The sequence below is a fragment of the Alphaproteobacteria bacterium genome (genome assembly GCA_019635875.1).
GTDB lineage: Bacteria > Pseudomonadota > Alphaproteobacteria > Reyranellales > Reyranellaceae > JAFAZJ01.
Map to the genome: position 1 here is coordinate 409,894 of JAHBYP010000004.1, position 20,258 is coordinate 430,151.

Genomic DNA, 20,258 nt, shown 5'->3' on the forward strand with positions numbered 1-20,258 from the left:
CACATGGCCACCAGCCTGATCCGCAGCCGTGCCGCCGTCACCGGCACCAGGGACCGGTTCACCTGGAACGAGATCAAGGACGGCGCGGTGCTGCAGGAGGACGGCGTGATCGCCGCCGTCGGCACCTACGAGGACCTGCACCGAAAATATCCCGACGCGCCGGTCATCGGCACCGGCAAGGAGATCCTGCTGCCGGGCTTCGTCAACGGCCACCATCATGTCGGCCTGACGCCGGTGCAGCTCGGCTCGCCCGACATGCCGCTGGAGCTGTGGTTCATCACCCGCATGGTGATCCGCAACGTCGACCTCTATCTCGACACGCTCTATTCGGCGTTCGAGATGATCGGCTCGGGCATCACCACGGTGCAGCATATCCAGGGCTGGATGCCGGGCACGCTGCCCGATGTCGAGAGGCGGGCCAGCGACACGATCCGCGCCTACGAGGATGTCGGCATGCGCGTCAGCTACTGCTACGCGGTGCGCGACCAGAACCGGCTCGTCTACCAGGCCGACGACGAGTTCGTGAAGTCGCTGCCCACGGAGCTGCAGGGGCCGATGCAGCGCTGGTACGACCGGTTCCGCATGGGCCTCGACGATGCGATGGACATGTTCAGGTCGTTCCATGCGCAGCATCACAACAAGCGGCGGGTCAAGATCCAGCTGGCCCCCGCCAACCTGCACTGGTGCTCGGACGAGGCGCTGACCAAGCTCTCCGACGCCTCGTCGAAATACGACGCACCGATGCACATGCATCTGGTCGAGACCGCCTACCAGAAGGAATACGCCTGGCGGCGCGGCAAGTGCACGGCGCTGGAGTACATCGACCGCTTCGGCATGGTGACCAGGCGCCTGACCCTGGGCCACGGCGTGTGGCTGAACGAGGCCGACATCGACCGCCTCGCCGCTGCCGGCGGCTGCGTCTGCCACAATTGCTCCTCCAACTTCCGCCTGCGCTCGGGCGTGGCGGCGCTCAATCACTTCGAGAAGAAGGGCGTCAACACGGCGATCGGACTCGACGAGGCCGGCATCAACGACGATCGCGACATGCTGCAGGAGCTCAAACTCGTGCTGCGTGCCCATCGCGTGCCCGGCATGATCGAGGCCGACGTGCCGACCATGGCGCAGGTGCTGCGCATGGCAACCGTCGGCGGTGCGAAGACCACGCCCTACGGCGAGACGCTCGGCACCCTGGAGGTCGGCAAGGGCGCCGACATGGTGCTGATCGACTGGGACAAGGTGGCGTATCCCTATCTCGACGAGCTGACACCGACGCTCGACGCTGTCGTGCAACGGGCGAAGAACGACGCCGTCACCATGACCATGTGCGACGGCGAGGTGATCTACCAGGGCGGCGTGTTCACCAAGGTCGACCGGACGGCGGCGCTGAAGGCGCTGCACGACGATCTCAGCAAGGCGCTGGCCGACGACGAGGTCGAACGGCGCAAGCTCTCGGTGGCCTTGCTGCCGCACGTGCGGAAATTCTACGAGGGATACATCGACACCTCGAAGCACCAGCCGTTCTATCGACCGAGCTCGATGATCTAGCGACGGCGCCCCGACCGGCTCCCCGCGCGACCGCGCCGGCGGCGCGGCATCTGCCCGCTTGCGACCTCTTCCATCATGCACTATCGACCAACTATGGCGGCGGGAGGAGGGCAGCGTGACGTCAATCGATCGCCGGAGCCTGCTCTGCGGTGCGGGCGCGCTCTTGCTGTCGCCGGCGGCGCTGGCGCAGGGCGCCTGGAACGCCTGGCTGCAGGGCGTGCAGCGTGAGGCCATGGGCAAGGGCGTGCCGGCGGCTGTCGTCGACCGCGCCTTCACCGGCCTGCAGCCGATCGAGCGCGTGCTCGAGCTCGATCGTCATCAGCCCGAGTTCAGGCTAACCTGGTCGGAGTATCTCGGCCGCGTCGTCACCGAGGAGCGCGTCAGGCGCGGCCGCGCGCTGTTTCGCGAGAACGCCGCGCTGCTGTCGCGCACGACCGGGCCGCACGGCGTGCCGGCGGCGGTCGTCGTCGCCCTGTGGGGCGTGGAGAGCAACTACGGCACGCGCATGGGCGACTTCAACGTCATCGCCGCGCTGGCGACGCTCGCCTACAACGGCCGCCGCACCAAGTACTTCCGCGCCGAGCTGATCGCCGCCCTGCGCGTGCTTGCGGGCGGCCACGTGCCGTTCGAGCGGATGGTGGGATCGTGGGCCGGCGCGATGGGCCAGTGCCAGTTCATGCCCTCGAGCTTCCTGGCGCTGGCGGTCGACGGCGATGGCGACGGCAAGCGCGACATCTGGGGCAGCCGCGCCGACGTCTTCGCCTCGGCCGCCAACTACCTGCGCAAGGCCGGCTGGAAGGCGGGCGTGGGCTGGGGCGCCGAGTTGCGGCCCGGCGAGTCGATGGCGGGCAAGGGCGACCGCATCGTCACGCCCGAGGGGCCGGGCGGACGGCGCTACGCAACGACAGTGAATTTCCGCGCCATCCGGCGCTGGAACCCGGCGGATTTCTTCGCACTCTCGGTGGGCATTCTGTCGGACCGGATCGCCGCGGCGTGACGATGTTGCGCCGGCCCGGCCCGTGGTATTAATGCAACACCCCTCTGAACGCCGAAACCCCGGGCCTATGATCTCACACCATCCCGCGCCGTTGCGCGCTACCGGCGCCGTCGTGTCCATCCTGATGCTGGCCGCCTGCGGCGCCACGCCCAAGCCCGACGGCCGCAGCAGCTACAAGGTCGGCGGCACCTACGTCATCGCCGGCCAAGTCTATACACCGGACGAGAACTACGGCTACAGCGAGTCCGGCATGGCCTCGTGGTACGGCCCGGGCTTCCATGGCCGACGTACGGCCAACGGTGAGGCCTATGACCAGCGCGCCATGACCGCCGCCCACCGCACGCTGCCGATGCCCTCGGTGGTGCGCGTCACCAATCTCGGCAACGGCAACAGCGTGATCCTGCGGGTCAACGACCGCGGCCCCTTCGCGCACAACCGCATCATCGACGTCTCGCGCGCCGCCGCCGAAAAGCTCGACATGGTCCGCGCCGGCGTCGCCAGCGTGCGCGTCGAGATCCTGCCGGAGGAGAGCAGGCGGGTGAAAGACATCGCGCGCAATGGCGGCAGCGTGTCGGAGCAGATATCGGCGATGCGCGATGCGCCCGCCGCGCCATCGCGTACAATGGTCGTCGCCGCGCCGTCACCGCCACCTCTGCCGGCTGCCCGGCCTGCGCCTGGCCCTGCGCCCGTGGCGTCACCCTCTGTCTCCGCCATCGCCGGAGCCGCGTCGCCGCCGGCCGCTTCCGGCTATTTCGTGCAGGCTGGCGCCTTCAGCACGATCGACGGCGCCGAGCGCGTGCGCGCCACCCTGGCGCGTTTCGGCGAAAGCGCCGTCAGCCCGACGAGCTTCGGGCCGACCACGCTGTACCGCGTGCGCCTGGGCCCCTATGCCAGCGCCGACAGCGCACAGTCGACCATGGGCCGCGTCCATCAGGCCGGCTATCGCGACGCACGCGTGGTCAACGAGTAGTCCGCCGGGGAGGTGAAGCCATGCCTTCTTTGTCGCGACATCTGATGAGTGTCGCCGCCCTGGCGATGGCGGCGTCGCTGATCTTCGCCGTGGCTTCGGCTCAGCAGGCCAAGCCCGGCAAGCCGGCGCCGACCCGCCAGGTCAAGCCGCGCCAGCCGCCGCCCAACTACGACGCGCTGCCGCCCTCGCAGATCGGCATCGGCACGCTGGCCAAGACCGCGTACCTGGTCGACGCGGTGACCGACACCGTCCTGCTGTTCAAGGACGCCGACCAGCGAACCTCGCCCTCGTCGATGGCGAAGATGATGACGGTGTACATCATCTTCGAGGAGCTCAAGGCTGGCCGCCTGAAGCTCGACAGCAAGTTCCGCGTCAGCGAGCGCGCACGCAACATGGGCGGCTCGCGCATGTTCGTCGAGCTCGGCTCGGAGATCGCGGTCGAGGACCTGATCAAGGGCATCATCACGCTGTCGGGCAACGACGCCTGCGTGGTGATCGCCGAGGGGCTGAGCGGCACCGAGGAGAACTTCGCCGCGCTCATGACCAAGAAGGCGCGCGATCTCGGCATGCCCAACACCGTGTTCAAGAATTCCAGCGGCTGGCCGGCCGAGGGCCAGTACACCACCGTGCGCGATCTTGCCGTGCTGGCGAAGCGCACCATCGTGGATTTTCCCGAGTACTACCGGTACTACGCGATCGCCGATTTCGCCTGGAACAACATCCGGCAGGAGAATCGCAATCGCCTGCTCAGTATCACCCCGGGCACCGACGGGCTGAAAACCGGCCATACCGAGGAGGCCGGGTTCGGCCTTGCATCCTCCACCATTCGCGACGGACGGCGCATCATCCTCGTGGTCAACGGTCTGGCCGACATGCGCCAGCGCGCCAGCGAATCGGCGCGGCTCACCGAGTGGGCGTTTCGCGAGTACACGAACAACGTCGCGTTCCGGGCCGGCGACAAGGTGATCGACGGGCAGGTCTGGCTCGGCGACCGGCGCACCGTGCCCCTGGTGGCGCAGCGCGCCATCGCCGCCACGGTGCCGGTGGGTCAGGACGCCAATGTACGCGTCACCGTGCAGTACAACGGACCGATCCGCGCGCCGATCCGCAAGGGCGACCAGATCGGCAAGGTGATGGTTTCGGCCGCACCGGGTGCGCGGGCCGTCGAGTACCCGCTCTACGCCGGCGCCGATGTACCGCGCCTGGGCGCCTTCGGTCGCGCCGTGGGCGTGATCAAGCACTACCTGTTCGGCTGGATGGCGTGAGCCCGCGCGGTCGCTTCATCACGCTCGAAGGCGGCGAGGGCGCGGGCAAGTCGACGCAGATCGGCCTGCTGGCGGCCTTCCTGCGCGGCCAGGGTAGGCAGGTCGTCGCCAGCCGCGAGCCGGGCGGCTCGCCCGGCGCCGAGATGATCCGCAGGCTGCTGGTTGAGGGACCGACCGACGCGTGGGATGGACAGACCGAGGCGCTGCTGATGTTCGCCGCGCGCCGCGACCATCTCCTGCGCACGGTATGGCCGGCGCTGGAGCGCGGCGCCTGGGTGATCTCAGACCGTTTTGCCGACTCGACACGCGCCTACCAGGGCCACGGCCACGGCCTTGCCATGGAGCACATCGAGTCGCTTTATCGCGTGTCCGTGGGTGACTTCGTGCCCGACCTCACACTGATCCTCGACCTGCCGGTCGATGTCGGTCTGGCACGCGCGGCCGCGCGCCGCGGGGCGGAGACGCGCTTCGAAGGTCTCGGCGCCGGTTTCCACGAGCGCGTGCGATCGGGCTTCCGCGCCATCGCCGCGGCCGAGCCGAAGCGCTGCGCGCTGATCGACGCATCGGGCGACATCGATACCGTGCATCGCGCGATCGTGGACGTGGCGCGCGAGCGTCTGGAGCTGTTCTGATGGCGCGCAAGCCGGAGAAGTTCGACCAGGCGCCGCCTTGGCCGCTGCCGCGTACCAACGCGCGGCTGGTCGGCCATGACGAGGCCGAGCGCGCGCTGCTCGATTCGTTCATTTCCGGCAAGCTGCCGCATGCCTGGCTGATCTCCGGCCCGCGCGGCATCGGCAAGGCGACGCTGGCGCACCGCTTCGCCCGCTTCCTGCTGGCGGGCGAGCATGGCGGCGGGCTGTTCGGCGGCGCGCCGACCTCCCTCGAGGTCGACATGCGCGCCCCGGCCGCGCAGCGACTGATCGCCGGTGGCCACGCGGACATGCGGACGGTCGAGATCGGCTACAACGAGAACACCGGACGCAAGCGCACCGAGATCGTCATCGGCAACGTGCGCGACCTCGGCTCGTTCATGCGGCTGACCCCGGCCGAGGGCGGCTGGCGCGTCGCGGTGATCGACGCCGCGGACGAAATGAACCGGGCCGCGACCAACGCCGTGCTGAAGCTGCTCGAGGAGCCACCGCCGCGTTCCGTGCTGCTGCTGGTAGCGCATGCGCCGGGTGGCCTGCTGCCGACGGTGCGCTCGCGCTGCCGTCGGCTGATGCTGAAGGCGCTGCCAGAGGACACCGTCGTCGAGCTGCTCGGCCAGTATATGCCGGCGCTGCCGGCCGATGAATCCATAGCGCTGGCGCGGCTGTCCGACGGCAGCATCGGCCGCGCGCTGGAGTTCGCCGACGCCGGCGGGCTGAAGCTCTACGGCGATCTTTTCGGCCTGCTCGACGGCTTGCCGAGGCTCGACGCTGCTGCCCTGCATGCCTTCGCCGAGCGCGTCGGCCGCCGCGGAGACGATGGCGAGCGCGATTTCCGCACCGTCGCCTTCCTGCTCGACTGGTGGCTCAAGACCCTGGTGCGCCAGGGCGCCGTGGGCGAGGCGCCGGCAAGCCTGCTGGCGGGGGAAGCGCCACTGCGTCTGCGCTTGCTGCAAGGCGCCGGCCTTGATCGCTGGATGCAGGTATGGGAGAAGGTCGCGCACCTGTTCGCCCGCGCGGATGCAGTGAATCTCGACCGTAAGCAGGTCGTCCTCGGCAGCCTGTTCGCCTTCCAGTCGGCGATCCGCTGATCGCGCGCCGGACAGGCGAAAGCAGGCGGAGCATGAGCGACAACAGGTTCTACATCACGACGCCCATCTACTACGTGAACGACGTGCCGCACATCGGCCACGCCTACACGACTCTTGCGTGCGATGTGATGGCCCGCTTCATGCGTCTCGACGGCAAGGACGTGCGCTTCCTGACCGGCACCGACGAGCACGGCCAGAAGGTCGAGCAGGCGGCGGCCAATGCCGGGATGGCGCCCCAGGCCTTCACTGACAAGGTGAGCCAGTCCTTCCGCGACCTGATTCCGGCGATGGGCTACAGCCCCGACAACTTCATCCGCACGACGGAGCCGCGCCACTATGCGGCTTGCCAGGCGCTGTGGAACAGGGTGCTGGCGGCCGGCGACATCTATCTCGGCAAGTATGCCGGCTGGTACTCGGTGCGCGACGAGGCGTTCTACGCCGAGAGCGAGACCGAGGTCGGTCCGGACGGCAAGCGCCGCGCCACCGCGAGCGGTGCGGAGGTCGCGTGGGTCGAGGAGCCGAGCTACTTCTTCCGGCTCTCGGCCTGGCAGGACCGGCTGCTGAGGTTCTACGAGGACAACCCGCGCTTCATCGCGCCGCAGAGCCGGCGCAACGAGGTGATCAGCTTCGTGAAAGGCGGGTTGCAGGATCTCTCGGTGTCACGCACCACCTTCAAGTGGGGCGTGCCGGTGCCGAACGATCCGCAGCACATCATGTACGTGTGGTTCGACGCGCTGACGAACTATATCACGGAGTGCGGCTACCCCGACAGCAATGCGCCGAACTGGAAGTACTGGCCGGCCGACCTGCATATGGTGGGCAAGGACATCGTGCGCTTCCACACCGTGTACTGGCCGGCCTTCCTGATGTCGGCCGGCGTCGCGCCGCCCAGCCGCGTCTTCGCGCATGGCTGGTGGACCAACGAGGGCCAGAAGATCTCGAAGTCACTGGGCAACGTGATCGACCCATTGGCCCTGGTGCGTGATTTCGGTCTCGACCAGACGCGCTACTTCCTGATGCGCGAGGTGCCGTTCGGCAATGACGGCGACCTGCGGCGTGCCTCGATCGTTCAGCGGATGAACGCCGACCTCGCCAACGACTACGGCAACCTCTGCCAGCGCGTGTTGTCGATTGTCGCCAAGAACTGCGGCGGCGCGGTCCCGGCGAAGGGTCCGCTGACCGACGCCGACAAGGCGCTGCTCGACAAGGCGCGCGGGGCGCTCGCCGCCGTTCGTGACCGGATCAACGACCAGGCCTTCCATGAGGCACTGGCGGCGATCTGGGACGTGATCGGTGACGCCAACCGCTATGTCGACACGCAGGCGCCGTGGACGCTGGCGAAGACCGATCCGGTGCGCCGCGATCACGTGCTGTGGGTACTGGCCGAGATCATCCGGCGCGTGACCCTGTTGGCGCAGCCCTTCATGCCCGGCTCGACGGCACGCATCCTTGACCAGCTCGCCGTGCCGGCGGACGGCCGTGATTTTGCCGCCTTCGATCGCGAGATGGTGAGCGGAACCGCGCTGCCGGCGCCGCAGGGCGTATTCCCGCGCTACGTCGATCCGACGGCACCGGCGCAAGCTCCCAGGCAGGCGCGCAAGAAGGCGTAAGCGGTGGCCATGCTGGTCGACTCTCACTGCCATCTCGATTTCCCCGAGCTGGCGAACGAACAGGATGCCGTCGTCGCGCGCGCCCGCGACGCCGGCGTCGGCGCCATGCTGACCATCGGCACGCGACTCGACCGCTTCGAGACCGTGCGTGCCATCGCCGAGCGTCATCCGAACATCTGGTGCAGTGTCGGGGTACATCCGCACGAGGCCAAGGAGGAGGGGCAGCGTGTCCCCGACCGCCTGGTCGCGCTGGCGCAGCATCCCCGCGTAGTCGGCATCGGCGAGACCGGGCTCGATTATTTCTACGAGCACAGCCCGCGGCAGGAGCAGGCCGAGAGCTTCCGCGCCCATATCGCGGCGTCGCGGACCACCGGCCTGCCGCTGATCGTCCACACGCGCGACGCCGACGAGGATACAATCGCGATCCTGCGCGAGGAGCAGGGGCTGGGTGCCTTCCCCGGTCTGATCCACTGCTTCTCCTCGGGCCGCGCCGTGGCCGACGCAGCGTTGGCGCTGGGGATGTACGTCTCGATCTCCGGCATCGTGACCTTCAAGGCGGCAGAACAGTTGCGCGACATCGTGCGCGACATCCCCCTCGATCGCCTGCTGGTCGAGACGGACGCGCCCTACCTCGCGCCGATCCCCAGGCGGGGCAAGCGCAACGAGCCGGCCTTCGTGGCGCATACCGCCGCCAAGGTCGCCGAGCTCAAGGGCGTCAGCATGGCCGAGCTCTGCGCCGCCACGACCGACAATTTCTTCCGGCTGTTCGGCAAGGCCGACCGCTCGGCCATCGTCGAGCGTGCCGCGTGAGGACAAAGGTCACGATCCTCGGCTGCGGCACGTCGGGCGGCGTACCGCGTCCCGGCGGTCCGGGCGGCATGGGCGCTTGGGGCGCCTGCGATCCCAAGAACCCCAGGAATGTCCGCCGGCGCTGCTCGATCCTGGTGGAGGAGGCGGGCAGGACCATCCTGGTCGACACCTCGCCCGACCTGCAGCGCCAGCTGATCGACGCGCGCGTCACGCGGCTCGATGCCGTGCTGTGGACACACGACCACGCCGACCAGACGCACGGCATCGACGACGTGCGGCCGCTGGCGATCCATCAGGGGCCGATCGATGCCTGGGCGTCGAAGTCGACGCTGGCGTCCCTGCAGTCGCGCTTCGGCTACGCCTTCGCCCAGCCCGATGTCAGCGTCTATTCGACGCTGTACCGGGCCCACGAGATCGGCGAGGAGCCTTTCAGCGCCGCCGGCGTGCGCGTGGTGCCCTTCGAGATGGACCATGGCTCGACCGTCGCGCTGGGCTTCCGCTTCGGCGGCATCGCCTATTGCAACGATGTCGTGCGACTCGACGATCGAGCCTTCGTGGCGCTTGAGGGGGTCGACACGCTGATCGTCGACGCCATGCGCTATCGGCCGCACCCGACGCACGCGCATCTCGACCTGACCCTGGAATGGATCGCGCGCCTCAAGCCGCGCCGCGCCGTGCTCACCAACATGCATGTCGACATGGACTATGATGAGGTGAGCCGCGTGACGCCGGCACATGTCGAGCCGGCTTATGACGGGCTTGTGCTTGAGGCATGATGTGCTTGCATTATGGAAAATACTGAGTCTGTTCGCCGCGGGACTGGCCTTGGCTTGGCCGGTCGCAGCCCAGGACGGCGGCCGCTTCAGCGGGCCGGCGACGACCTTTCGCACCTACTCGCTGGACGAGACCTCGCGCACGCTCATCGATCCTGAGGAGTTGCTGAACCGGCAGTACACGGGACAGACCCCCGAGAGCCTGCTGGAGCTGATCACGGTGGTCACCGCCGAGGGGTTCGCCCGGATGCGCTCGCGGGCGGTCGACGCCGAGATCGCTATCCCGCTGGGCTGGCACGCCATCGAGGACAACGAGCGGGTCGCCATCTTCAACCCGCGGCGGACGGTGAGGGTAATTCTGTGGCGGGTCGACCTGGAGTTCGAGGGCGCGGCAGACATCGACAAGTTCCTGATCGCCAAAGCGGCGGCGCTGCGGACCCGATTCCCGACCATCAAGGCCAGCATGGAGACGATCTCCACGGGCGAGCGCATCGGACTGTTCGAGAACGTGCCGCCCAGGCGCGGCGATCGCGAGCAGAGGGTGGTGGCTGATCTGCTGATCCCGAACCCGCGGAATGCCAAGCGCGCGTTCCTGATAACGCTCGGCGCGCCGCAATCAGAAGCCGAACTCTATCTGCCGCTTCTTGTTCTGGTTAGGAATGGGATTCAAATAGCTTGGCATAATGACCGGTGATACTGAATTACCTAAGTTCTACTACCTATTACGAAATCATAAAATAACAGAGTTTTCCATAATATATATTATACGCCAACAATAATGAAACACATTAGGATAAGGCTATACTGTAATGATTCTATTCTCTTAATTTCCGCATCCCCTCGGCACTCGTAAGCACGCTGACGAGAGCGTATGCTCTCATCAATCCGCACGATCCGGACATCCAACCACTGCCGATTGACCAAGCTCAATAGCGCTGACCCATGCTCGCCCTGTTCTTCGAGCGACGGCACAATCTCCTGTTGGTTAGGCTCTCGGACCGTCTTGTGTCCGATGACCTCGCGCGGCTGGATACCACCGTCCGTGCCCTGGTGGCCCGTCAGGGATTGTCTCGCGCCTTGGTCGACTTCACCGGTGTGGATACCATCGAGATCGACACTGCGGAGTTCGTCAGCCGCAGCCAGCGGGCAGCGATCCTGACCGGCCAGGAACGGGTCTACGTCGCGCCACGTCCCGACCTGTTCGGCCTGGGCCGGATGTTCTCGACCTATCAGAAGATTGGGGGCAACCGCGAGCCGCTGGTCGTCCGCACCATCGAGGAGGCCTATAAACTGCTGGAACTGGTCGATCCTCAGTTCGAGCCGCTGCCAATCTCCGAGAGTCGCTGATGGCCACCAAGCCCACGCCTGAAGACCTGCCGGTCGAGCCGATGGACCGGCTGATCGCCATCATGGCGTGGCTACGCCATCCCGAGCGCGGCTGCCCCTGGGACCGCGAGCAGGATTTTGCCAGCATCGCGCCCTATACCATTGAGGAAGCATACGAAGTCGCCGATGCCATCACCCGGCGGGATATGGCCGATCTGCGCGAAGAACTGGGCGATCTGCTGCTGCAGGTGGTCTACCACGCCCGCATGGCCGAGGAGGCAGGCGCCTTCGCCTTCGCCGACGTCGCCGACGCCATCAGCCGCAAGATGATCGACCGTCATCCCCATGTTTTCGGCTCACAATCCGTGGCCGATGCCGCCGCCCAGACGCTCGCCTGGGAAGCCGTCAAGGCGGCCGAGCGCGCCGGCAGGGCCACGCCCGAAGATAGCGTGCTGGACGGCGTGGCGCTCGCCCTGCCCGCGCTGCTGCGGGCCGAGAAGCTGCAGAAGCGCGCGGCGCGGGTCGGCTTCGACTGGGGAGCGCCGGAACCGGTGATCGACAAGATCGAGGAGGAGATCGGCGAGCTGCGCGTCGAGATCGCGGCTGGTGCCGCGGCGGAGCGCCTGAGCGACGAGATCGGCGACGTGCTGTTCGCCGTCGCCAACCTGGCGCGTCATCTGGCGATCGATCCCGAGGCGGCGCTGCGCGCCACCAACGACAAGTTCACCCGCCGCTTCCATCACGTCGAGCGGGCGCTTAGGGCGCAGGGCCGCTCGCCCGAAGGCGCCAGCCTCGAGGAAATGGAAGCCCTGTGGGTGGAGGCGAAACGCGCCGAACGGCGCTAATCGGCCGCCGCTACCGGCGGCGTCGGCCCCAACGTCAGCCTGAGACGGCGGGCATAGGCGGGATCGGCCAGCTTCTTGGAGCTGAAGCGCTCGTCGCCGCGCTCGACCAGGAACTCGATGTAGGGTGCAAGTATCGCCGGCGGCGGCGGCGGGTCCTCCCTGCCCTCCGGCATCTCGACCTCCGCGAGGGCGAAATAGGTCCGCCCGTCATCCTTGAAGAAGTCGATGTCCCAGAGGCAGTCGCCGGCGGGAATGCTGTAGCGAAGCTTCTCCAGTGTCTCCTGTCGCAGCTTCCAGAGCCGCTCGAAGTCGATCGGATCGATCTCGCGCTCGATCTCGACCATCACGCCGTCGACCGGCCGCTTGTAGGAGAAGATGTGGCTGACTGCATCCTCTCGCTCGAAGCGCCGGATGCGCAGGCCTGCGGTATCGAGATAGGCCTGCCGGATCGCCGTGCGCCGGATTGGTGGCTGCGCGGCCGAGAGCGTGTTCTCGAGCGTGCCAATGGGGTCTTGCAGGACGAATTTGCGTTCGTTCTCAACGGGCATGGACCGATCCTAGCCATCCGGTTGATTGACAGGCGAAGCACTTGTTGTCGCAGGATCAGTGGCTAGTTGGCGCGCATCCTGCGCTTGATAACGCGCACCAGGGCCCCCAGAAACGGCGCCCGCTCGTATACCAGCGTGCCGCTGTCCCAGTCGTCCAGATGCTTGGTGACAAGTCCCTGGGGATTGAATCGGACCTCGCTCAGTCCGACGAAGTCGAATGCCCGACGGGCCCACCACGCCAGTGAAGCATCATTTCAGGTAGTCAACATCGCCCGACAGCGCGCGGTCCCATGATGGCGAAGCGCGGCCGATCGACGATCTCGTACATGTGCTCGAAGACACGCCGAGCGCGCGACTGCCGCGTCGAGACCCATCGGCGTCTCCTGTTGCGCAAGCTACGGCCGGCATGGCCTGATGGATCGTCCCCCCACAGCACGGCCCAGCCATGAGCGAGACGCTGGATACCCTTCCGACCCCGGCCCTGATCCTCGATCGCGCGATCCTGCTGCGCAACACCAGGCGCATGAGCCAGCGGCTGGCGGAAGCCGGCGTCGCCCTGCGCCCGCACGTGAAGACGGCCAAGTCGCTGGAGGTCGCGCGGCTCGCCACCGAGGGCCATGACGGACGCATCACCGTCTCGACACTGGCCGAGGCGCGCTACTTCGCCTCGGGTGGCTTCAAGGACATCTTCTACGCCGTAGGCATCGTGCCCTCCAAGCTGCCGGCGATCACCGCCCTGCGCCGCCAAGGCGTGAACCTGCGCGTGGTGACCGACAACCTGACGGTCGCCCAGGCGATCGCCGAAGCTGGCCGTGCCGGCGATTCGTTCTCGGTCTTCATCGAGATCGACAGCGGCGCCGGCCGCGCCGGCCTGCCCTATCCGGACCTGTCGGCGCTGCTCGACATTGCCCGTACGCTGCACGCGGCACCCAATGTCGAGCTCGCCGGCGTCATGACGCATGGCGGCCACTCCTATCATCAGAACACCGTCGACGGCGTTCGCCGCGCCGCCGAGCAGGAGCGGACAGCCGTGACGGCGGCGGCGAAGATGCTGCGTGACGCTGGCCTGCCCTGTCCGATCGTCAGCGCCGGCTCGACGCCCACAGCAATGCACGCCCAGGGCTTCGACGGCATCACCGAGATGCGCCCCGGCGTCTATGTCTTCAACGATCTCGACCAGGTCGGCATCGGCTCCTGCGGCTCGGGCGACATGGCGCTCTCGGTGGTGGCCTCGGTGATTGGCCACTACCCGCATCGCAACCAGCTGCTGATCGACGCCGGCGCGCTGGCGCTGTCGAAGGACATCAGCGCCCAGGAGTTCATGCCCAAGGCGGGCTACGGCACGATCAAGGATTCGCCGGTGCCCGAGCTGGCCGTGGTCGCCTGCTCGCAAGAGCACGGCTTCGTCGGCGCCGAGACCAAGCTGCCCTACGACAAGCTGCCGATCGGCTCGCGCCTGCGCATCATGCCCAATCACGCCTGCATCACGGCGGCGGCCTATGACCGCTACTACGTCGTCGACAGCGAGCAGGGCGATGGCCGTACCGTCGTGGCGACTTACGACCGGGTCAATGGCTGGTAGCCTTGCGCGCCGGCTGCTCACCGGCGTCCTGCTTGCGTTGCTGGCCGGGCCCGCCCTGGCGCAGGCGCGCTACGATGTGGGCACGAAGGTCATGACCGTGCCGCATCCGGGACTCGCCTCGATCCCGGTCACGGTGTGGTTTCCGGCGCCCAGGAGCGGCGCCGTCGCCAAGCAGGACCGCAAGCCAGCACCCGGCAAGCGCCGTCTGGTCGTTCTGTCGCACGGCTCCGGTGGCGGTCTCGACAACCACGGCGACACCATCCACGCCCTGGTCTCGGCGGGGCTTCTGGTCGCCACACCGCTGCACCCCTACGACAATCGCCGCGATATGAGCGGCGCCGGCAGCGACCTGCAGCTGCTGGGCCGGCCGCAGCATGTCGTGCTGGTGCTGGACGCCATCCTCTCCGATAGCCTGCTGGCACGGGCGGTCGATCCGGCCCGCATCGGCTTCATCGGCTACTCCGCCGGAGGCTATACCGGCCTTGTGCTCGCCGGGGCGCGGCCCGATTTCAGGCTCGGGCTGGTCCACTGTGCCCAGGGCGACAGGGATTCCGCGTTCTGCGGCTGGATGGGCCGCGGCGGCGTGCGTCGCGCGCGCAGCGACCTGAAGGTGACGCACGATGCGCGCATCCGCGCCGCCGTGCTGATGGCGCCGGCCTGGAGCATCTTCTTCGACCGTCATGGTCTTGCCGACGTGGGCATCCCGCTGCGCATCTATCGCGCCGCCAACGACACCACCGTGCGCGCCGCCACGGGCGAGGAGCATCTGCTGAAGCTGCTGCCGAAGCCGCCGGAGTACGTTGTGATCCCCGGCGGCGACCACAACGTGTTCGTGGCACCCTGCGGGCCCGGCATGCGCGGCCCCGCCTGCGCCGATCCCAAGGGCGTCGATCGCGTGGCGATCCATCGCGTCATGAACGGCGAGATCCTCGATTTCTTCGACCGCACGCTGGGCAAGGACCCATGAAGCAGGCGCTCTTGATCATCGACATGCAGCAGGGTTCGTTCACGCCGCAGACGCCACGCCACGACGCCGTCGCGCTGGTGGTCCGGCTCAACCGGCTGGCGGAGTCGGTGCGCCGCCGCGGCGGCATCGTCGTCTTCATCCAGCACGACGGGCCGCAGGGCGATCCGCATCACCCTTCCCTGCCCGGCTGGCGCCTGCTGCGCGAGCTCGACGCGCAGATGACGGATACGGTGATCCGCAAGCGATCCTGCGACTCGTTCCTCGAGACCGGCCTCGACGAGTTCCTGCGGCAGCAGGGCGTCGAGCAGCTGATCGTCACCGGCTGCGCGACGGACTATTGCGTCGACACGACGGTGCGCAGCGCCCTGGCGCGACGCTGGTCGACGATCGTGCCGCCGGACGGACACACGACCTCCGATCGCCCGCATCTGCCGGCGGTGAAGATCATCGAGCACCACAACTCGATCTGGGCGGATTTCATCGCCCCGGCCGGACCGGCAGTGATCCGCCGCTGCGCCGAGCTATAGCGAGTTCACCGTGTGGCCGCCGTCGACGGTGATGTCGGCGCCGGTCATGAAGGCGCCGGCGTCCGAGGCCAGCAGCAGCAGCGCGCCGTCGAGGTCCGACGGCTTTCCCAGCCGGCGCTGCGGCACGCGTGCGATCAGCCGCTGCCCCGGCTCGGTGCGCCAGAATGCGGCGTTCATCTCGGTCTCGATGTAGCCCGGCGAGATGGCGTTGACCTGGATCGAATGGCGCGCCCACTCCATCGCCAGCACGCGCGTCAGATGCAGCAAGCCTGCCTTGGCGGCGTTGTAGGGCGCGACCTGGCCGATGGTGCGCAGGCCGAGGATTGAGGCGATATTTATCAGCCGGCCGGGCCGCTTCGCCTTCACCCAGCGCTGTGCTGCGGTCTGCGCCACCAGCCAGGCGCCGCGCAGATTGGTGTTGGTGACCTCGTCCCAATCCTTCTCCGGCATCTCCAGCGCCGGCTTGACGATGCTGATGCCGGCGTTGTTGACGACGATGTCGCATACGCCCAGCGCCGCTTCGGCGTCGTCGAAGGCGGCGCGGATCGATCCGCCCGACAGCACGTCCATCGCCACGGCGTGCGCGCGCTGGCCCTTGCTGCCCAGCTCGGCGACCAGATCGGCGAGGCGACCGGCACGCCGCGCAGTGATCGCCACCGACGCGCCATGCGCAGCGAGCGTGCGCGCGAAATGCAGGCCCAATCCCGACGAGGCGCCGGTGACCATCGCCACCTTGCCGGTGAGGTCGAAAGTCTTGGACATGCCCTCGTCTCCCGCGTTCAGATGCGCGCCGTTATAGGCGAGCGTTACCGAAGGGGAAACTATGGACCTGGCTCTCAAGGGCAAGCGCGTGCTGGTCACCGGCGGAACCAAAAGCATCGGCCGCGCCATCGTCGACACCTTCGTCGCCGAAGGTGCGATCGTCGGCTTCTGCGCCCGCGACGCTGCGCTGGTGACGCAGCGCGAGGGCGAGTGGCGAAACAGCGGCTTCAAGGTGACCGGCAGTGCGCTCGATGTGACGGACTCCCCCAAGCTCAAGGCCTGGATCGATGGCTTCGCCCGCGAGCACGCGGGCATCGACCATTTCGTCGCCAATGTCAGCGCACTGGGCAGCCCCAACACGGCCGAGGGCTGGCGTCACGCCGTCGAGGTCGACCTGCTGGCCACGGTCGACGCGCTCGCCATCGTGCAACCCCATCTGGAAAAGAGCGCGCCGGGCTCGACCGCCTGCATCATCGGCACGGTGGCGCTGGTCGAGGTCTCGAACCCGACCTCACCCTACCGCTCGGTGAAGGCGGCGCTGACGCCGCTGGTGAAGTCGCTCGCGATCGACCTCGCACCCAAGGGCGTGCGCGTCAACATGGTCTCGCCAGGCACCATCATCGAGGACGGAAATACCTGGGGCCGTCAGCGCGACGCCAACACGCCGCGCTACCAGGACTCGATGAAGCGCAACCCGACCGGCCGCATGGGCACGCCGCAGGAGATCGCCAACACGGTCGTGTTCCTCGCCAGCGAACGCTCGAGCTTCACGACCGGCATCAACATGATCGTCGACGGTGGCATCACCCGGCGCATCCAATACTGATCAGCGACGGGCGAAGATGATCTCGCCGCGCCGGTTCTTGAGATCGAGCGAATAACCGGTCAACCTGTTTCCGTCCGCCGACAGCGTCAGGAAGAAGCGGTCCGGGCTCCAGACCGGATCGCTCGGGTTGGAGCATTCGATCGTCACCTGGTTGCCGGCGATCGTGATCCTCGCGTCCTGCGTTACGGTGATGCCCCGCTCGGCGTTGACGGTCACGCGCCCTTCGATCAGGCCAGGGCGCACGACGCGCCGCGCCTCGAGCGTGCCGCCGTGGCTGCCGAACTGGTCGCGCCAGGCCAGGCTCCAGGTGCCGGCGATGCGCGTCGTCTCCGCCAGGACCGCCGCCTCGCGCGCCAACCGCTCGCGCTCCACCGCCGCCGCGTAGGCGCGCGCCTCGGCTTCCGCCTGTCGTCGGGCCACGTCGGCCAGGCGCTGCCGCTCGGCCTCGATGCGCGCGCGTTCCTGGGCAAGCCGGCGCGCCTCGGCCTCGGCCTTGATGCGTTCCTCCTCGATGCGGCGGTTGTCCTGCTCGATGCGCTGGCGCTCGACTTCTGCCCGATTGCGCTCGCGGATCGCCATGACAGCGACGCCGATCGCGATCAGCAACGCCGCGGACAGGGCGACCGTGCGCCATATCGGCGGGCGCGGCGCGGGCGATGGCGGTTGGTGAGCCGGCGCGGTCCTGGTCGAGGGAGTGGTGCCAGCGAACCGCAGGCGCCACTCGGCGATCGATTGCGGCCGATCGACCGGGCGCAGCGCGAGGCCGGCGTCGATCGCCGCCAATAGTGTCGGGGCATAGTGGTCGCGCGCGGCCCGCGACGCGGGCACCAGCTCATCGCTTGTCATGCGCCGCGAGGAGCTGGGCGGCGGGGCGCCGGTCACGCAATGGTACAGCGTCGCCGCGAGGGCATAGATGTCGCTATAGGCACCCTGCCTGTCGGCCGCGACCTGCTCGAACGGCGCGTAGCCCGGCGTGTAGACCGCCGTCATCGAGCGTGTGCGGTCCTGCAACTCGCCGCGCGAGGCGCCGAAGTCGATCAGGGTCGGGCGCCGGTCCCTGTCGAGCAGGATGTTCCCCGGCTTGATGTCGCGATGCAGGAAGCCGGCCTGATGCACGCGCTCCAGACCGGCGAGCAACGGCGGCAGCATCTGCTGGATGGCCGATTGCGGCAGGCGGCCCTCGCGTCGCAGCAGGTTCTCGAGCGTCTCGCCGCGCGCCAGCGCCATCACCGTGTAGGCGGTGCCGTTTGCCTCGATGAAGTCGAAGACATCGACGATGCCCGGCGTGCCGGTGAGCTTCGCCAGGGTGCGTGCCTCCTCGAGGAAGCGGCTACGGCCCCAGCGAAAATCCTCGGCGACATGCGTCGAGCGCGGCAGGACCTGGCTGCCGCTCTGTCGCGTCGCGATATAGACCGGCAGGAACTCCTTGATGGCGACGTCGCGATTGAGGGTCGCGTCGCGGCCGCGATAGGTGATGCCGAATCCGCCCTGGCCCAGCACGCCCAAGATCTCGTACTTGCCGACGCGCGCGCCGGCGTGCAGCGCATCGACGTGGTCGCCCCTGTCCTCGACGACCGTCGGGTCAGGATCGCGCACGTCTCCATTGTGTCCGACCACGCCGTGCTCCCCGGGCAGCGACTGGTCCGGGGAGCCTCGTGCAGAGGCGCGTCGGTGGCAATAGGCTTCAGTGCCCGGGCCGATGGAAATGATCAGCGATGACCTGGGCCATCGCCATGGTGACGCGCTTGCCGGTCGGGATGTGCAGGAACTCGTTGGGGCCGTGCGCATTGGAATGCGGACCCAGCACGCCGGTGATGACGAACTGCACCCCGGGGAACTTCTCGCCCAGCATGGCCATGAAGGGAATCGAGCCACCCTCGCCCATGTAGGCCGGGGGTTTGCCGAAGGCGTCGGTCGAGGCCTTGGCCAGCGACGCCTCGAGCCACGGCGCCAGCTCTGGCGCGTTCCAGCCGGTCGAGCCGTCGCCGAACTTCACCTCGACCTCGGCGTCGTTGGGCGCGGCGTCCTGCAGCGCCTTGGTCACCGCAGCGACCGCCTGCCCGCCGTCGAGCGTCGGCGGCAGGCGCAGACTGAGCTTCAGCGTGGTGTAGGGCAGCAGCACATTGCCCGCCTCCTCCACCGGCGTCAGCCCCTCGCCGCCGATCACCGCGAGCTGCGGCCTCCAGGTGCGATTCAGCACCAGGTCGGCGCGATCACTGCTCATCGGCTTGGTGCTGCCGGCGAACGGGTACATCGCCGAGACCTGCTCGCCGAGGATTTCCGCCGCCTGACGTGCCTGGACGATGCGCGCCGGCGGCACCTGGACGTAGAGGTCGTCGAGCAGGATGCGGCCGGTGTTCTCGTCCTCGATGCGCGACAGCAACTGACGCGCGATACGGAAGCTCGAGGGCACGATGCCTGAGGCGGCGCCGGAATGGACGCCCTCGGTCAACACGCGCACGCTCAGCGTGCCCGCCGCCATTCCGCGCAGCGAGGTCGTGAGCCAGAGCTGGTCGTAGTTGCCGGCGCCGGAATCGAGGCAGATCACCAGCGATGGCTTGCCGATCCGGGGGGCCAGATGGTCGATGTAGAACGGCAGGTCGTAGCTGCCCGATTCCTCGCAGGCCTCGATCAGCACGACGCAGCGCGCAAAGGGCACATTCTGCTCCTTCAGCGCCATCAGGGCGGTGAGCGAGGCGAACATGGCGTAGCCGTCATCGGCGCCGCCGCGGCCATAGAGCTTGTCGTCCTTGATCAGGGGGATCCATGGGCCGAAGCCCTCGAACCAGCCCTTCATCTCCGGCTGCTTGTCGAGATGGCCGTAGAGCATCACGCAATCGCTGCCGGTGCCGGGAATGTCGATGAAGATCAGCGGCGTGCGGCCGGGCAGGCGCTCGACCGTCAGCGTCGCGCCGGGAAACGTCGCGAGGTGACGCCGGGCCCAGGCCTCGAACATCGTCACGGCCTCGTCCATGTAGCCGTGCTTCTCCCAGTCCTTGTCGAAGCTGGGCGACTTGTTGGGAATCTTGATGTAGTCGAAGAGCGTCGGCACGATCTCGTCGTCCCACATGGCGTCGACGAACTTCTTCAGCGATTCGGTATCGGGCATCTCGGCAACCTTGCGACATCAGGCCGGCGCGAGACTCGCGCATGGACGCAGCGGTGGC

20 protein-coding genes are annotated in these 20,258 nt (G+C 67.9%); 16 read left to right on the plus strand and 4 right to left on the minus strand.

Annotated features, from left to right (window positions below; translation table 11 throughout):
- Positions 1-3: 3 nt before the first annotated feature.
- The 12 genes from KF889_16765 (at position 4) to mazG (ending at position 11,879) form a co-directional block, all read left to right on the plus strand.
- Positions 4-1,545 carry an amidohydrolase family protein gene (locus KF889_16765; protein ID MBX3501094.1) on the plus strand — a complete coding sequence of 514 codons (1,542 nt, stop codon included), beginning with the start codon at positions 4-6 and terminating at the stop codon, positions 1,543-1,545.
- A 124-nt stretch (positions 1,546-1,669) separates the two neighbouring features.
- Positions 1,670-2,542 (plus strand): lytic murein transglycosylase, encoded by an 873-nt coding sequence (locus tag KF889_16770; GenBank protein ID MBX3501095.1) that lies wholly within the window; start codon positions 1,670-1,672, stop codon positions 2,540-2,542.
- A gap of 31 nt (positions 2,543-2,573) precedes the next feature.
- Positions 2,574-3,512: a septal ring lytic transglycosylase RlpA family protein gene (locus KF889_16775; protein ID MBX3501096.1), complete on the plus strand. Its 939-nt coding sequence runs from the start codon at positions 2,574-2,576 to the stop codon at positions 3,510-3,512.
- A 65-nt stretch (positions 3,513-3,577) separates the two neighbouring features.
- Positions 3,578-4,777 (plus strand): D-alanyl-D-alanine carboxypeptidase, encoded by a 1,200-nt coding sequence (locus KF889_16780; protein ID MBX3501097.1) that lies wholly within the window; start codon positions 3,578-3,580, stop codon positions 4,775-4,777.
- Positions 4,765-5,409: a dTMP kinase gene (locus tag KF889_16785; GenBank protein ID MBX3501098.1), complete on the plus strand. Its 645-nt coding sequence runs from the start codon at positions 4,765-4,767 to the stop codon at positions 5,407-5,409. The genes KF889_16780 and KF889_16785 overlap by 13 nt, the downstream gene beginning before the upstream one ends.
- Positions 5,409-6,515 carry a DNA polymerase III subunit delta' gene (locus KF889_16790; GenBank protein MBX3501099.1) on the plus strand — a complete coding sequence of 369 codons (1,107 nt, stop codon included), beginning with the start codon at positions 5,409-5,411 and terminating at the stop codon, positions 6,513-6,515. Before KF889_16785 ends, KF889_16790 begins: the two co-directional genes overlap by 1 nt.
- A gap of 32 nt (positions 6,516-6,547) precedes the next feature.
- Positions 6,548-8,125 carry a methionine--tRNA ligase gene (gene metG, locus KF889_16795; GenBank protein ID MBX3501100.1) on the plus strand — a complete coding sequence of 526 codons (1,578 nt, stop codon included), beginning with the start codon at positions 6,548-6,550 and terminating at the stop codon, positions 8,123-8,125.
- Positions 8,126-8,134: 9 nt separating this feature from the next.
- A complete protein-coding gene (locus KF889_16800; protein ID MBX3501101.1) occupies positions 8,135-8,935 on the plus strand; it encodes a TatD family hydrolase in 801 nt (266 codons plus the stop codon).
- A 68-nt stretch (positions 8,936-9,003) separates the two neighbouring features.
- Complete coding sequence (locus KF889_16805) at positions 9,004-9,711, plus strand: MBL fold metallo-hydrolase (protein ID MBX3501102.1); 708 nt, start codon at positions 9,004-9,006, stop codon at positions 9,709-9,711.
- Between the two features lies 1 nt (position 9,712).
- Positions 9,713-10,402: a hypothetical protein gene (locus KF889_16810; GenBank protein MBX3501103.1), complete on the plus strand. Its 690-nt coding sequence runs from the start codon at positions 9,713-9,715 to the stop codon at positions 10,400-10,402.
- A gap of 248 nt (positions 10,403-10,650) precedes the next feature.
- Entirely contained in the window at positions 10,651-11,055 is a 405-nt protein-coding gene (locus tag KF889_16815; GenBank protein MBX3501104.1) for a hypothetical protein, read from the plus strand.
- A complete protein-coding gene (gene mazG, locus KF889_16820; GenBank protein MBX3501105.1) occupies positions 11,055-11,879 on the plus strand; it encodes a nucleoside triphosphate pyrophosphohydrolase in 825 nt (274 codons plus the stop codon). Before KF889_16815 ends, mazG begins: the two co-directional genes overlap by 1 nt.
- On the opposite strand, the gene KF889_16825 is transcribed toward mazG, so the two are convergent.
- Positions 11,876-12,427: a hypothetical protein gene (locus tag KF889_16825; protein MBX3501106.1), complete on the minus strand. Its 552-nt coding sequence runs from the start codon at positions 12,425-12,427 to the stop codon at positions 11,876-11,878. The two genes, mazG and KF889_16825, sit on opposite strands and share 4 nt — an antisense overlap.
- Before the next feature lie 445 nt (positions 12,428-12,872).
- On the opposite strand from KF889_16825, the gene KF889_16830 reads away from it, so the two are divergent.
- From KF889_16830 to KF889_16840, 3 genes are read left to right on the plus strand one after another with little or no spacing between them, the layout of a single operon-like run.
- A complete protein-coding gene (locus KF889_16830) occupies positions 12,873-14,009 on the plus strand; it encodes an alanine racemase (GenBank protein MBX3501107.1) in 1,137 nt (378 codons plus the stop codon).
- Complete coding sequence (locus KF889_16835) at positions 13,999-14,976, plus strand: hypothetical protein (protein MBX3501108.1); 978 nt, start codon at positions 13,999-14,001, stop codon at positions 14,974-14,976. Before KF889_16830 ends, KF889_16835 begins: the two co-directional genes overlap by 11 nt.
- Positions 14,973-15,503: a cysteine hydrolase gene (locus KF889_16840; GenBank protein ID MBX3501109.1), complete on the plus strand. Its 531-nt coding sequence runs from the start codon at positions 14,973-14,975 to the stop codon at positions 15,501-15,503. Before KF889_16835 ends, KF889_16840 begins: the two co-directional genes overlap by 4 nt.
- Here KF889_16840 and KF889_16845 read toward each other — a convergent pair.
- Positions 15,498-16,265: a glucose 1-dehydrogenase gene (locus KF889_16845; GenBank protein MBX3501110.1), complete on the minus strand. Its 768-nt coding sequence runs from the start codon at positions 16,263-16,265 to the stop codon at positions 15,498-15,500. The genes KF889_16840 and KF889_16845 overlap by 6 nt on opposite strands.
- A gap of 61 nt (positions 16,266-16,326) precedes the next feature.
- Here KF889_16845 and KF889_16850 point away from each other — a divergent pair, with 61 nt between their 5' ends.
- Complete coding sequence (locus KF889_16850) at positions 16,327-17,091, plus strand: SDR family oxidoreductase (GenBank protein ID MBX3501111.1); 765 nt, start codon at positions 16,327-16,329, stop codon at positions 17,089-17,091.
- Here KF889_16850 and KF889_16855 read toward each other — a convergent pair whose 3' ends face one another.
- Entirely contained in the window at positions 17,092-18,708 is a 1,617-nt protein-coding gene (locus KF889_16855; protein MBX3501112.1) for a protein kinase, read from the minus strand. It abuts the gene before it with no gap.
- Between the two features lie 67 nt (positions 18,709-18,775).
- Positions 18,776-20,200: a M20 family metallopeptidase gene (locus tag KF889_16860; protein ID MBX3501113.1), complete on the minus strand. Its 1,425-nt coding sequence runs from the start codon at positions 20,198-20,200 to the stop codon at positions 18,776-18,778.
- Positions 20,201-20,258 lie beyond the last annotated feature (58 nt).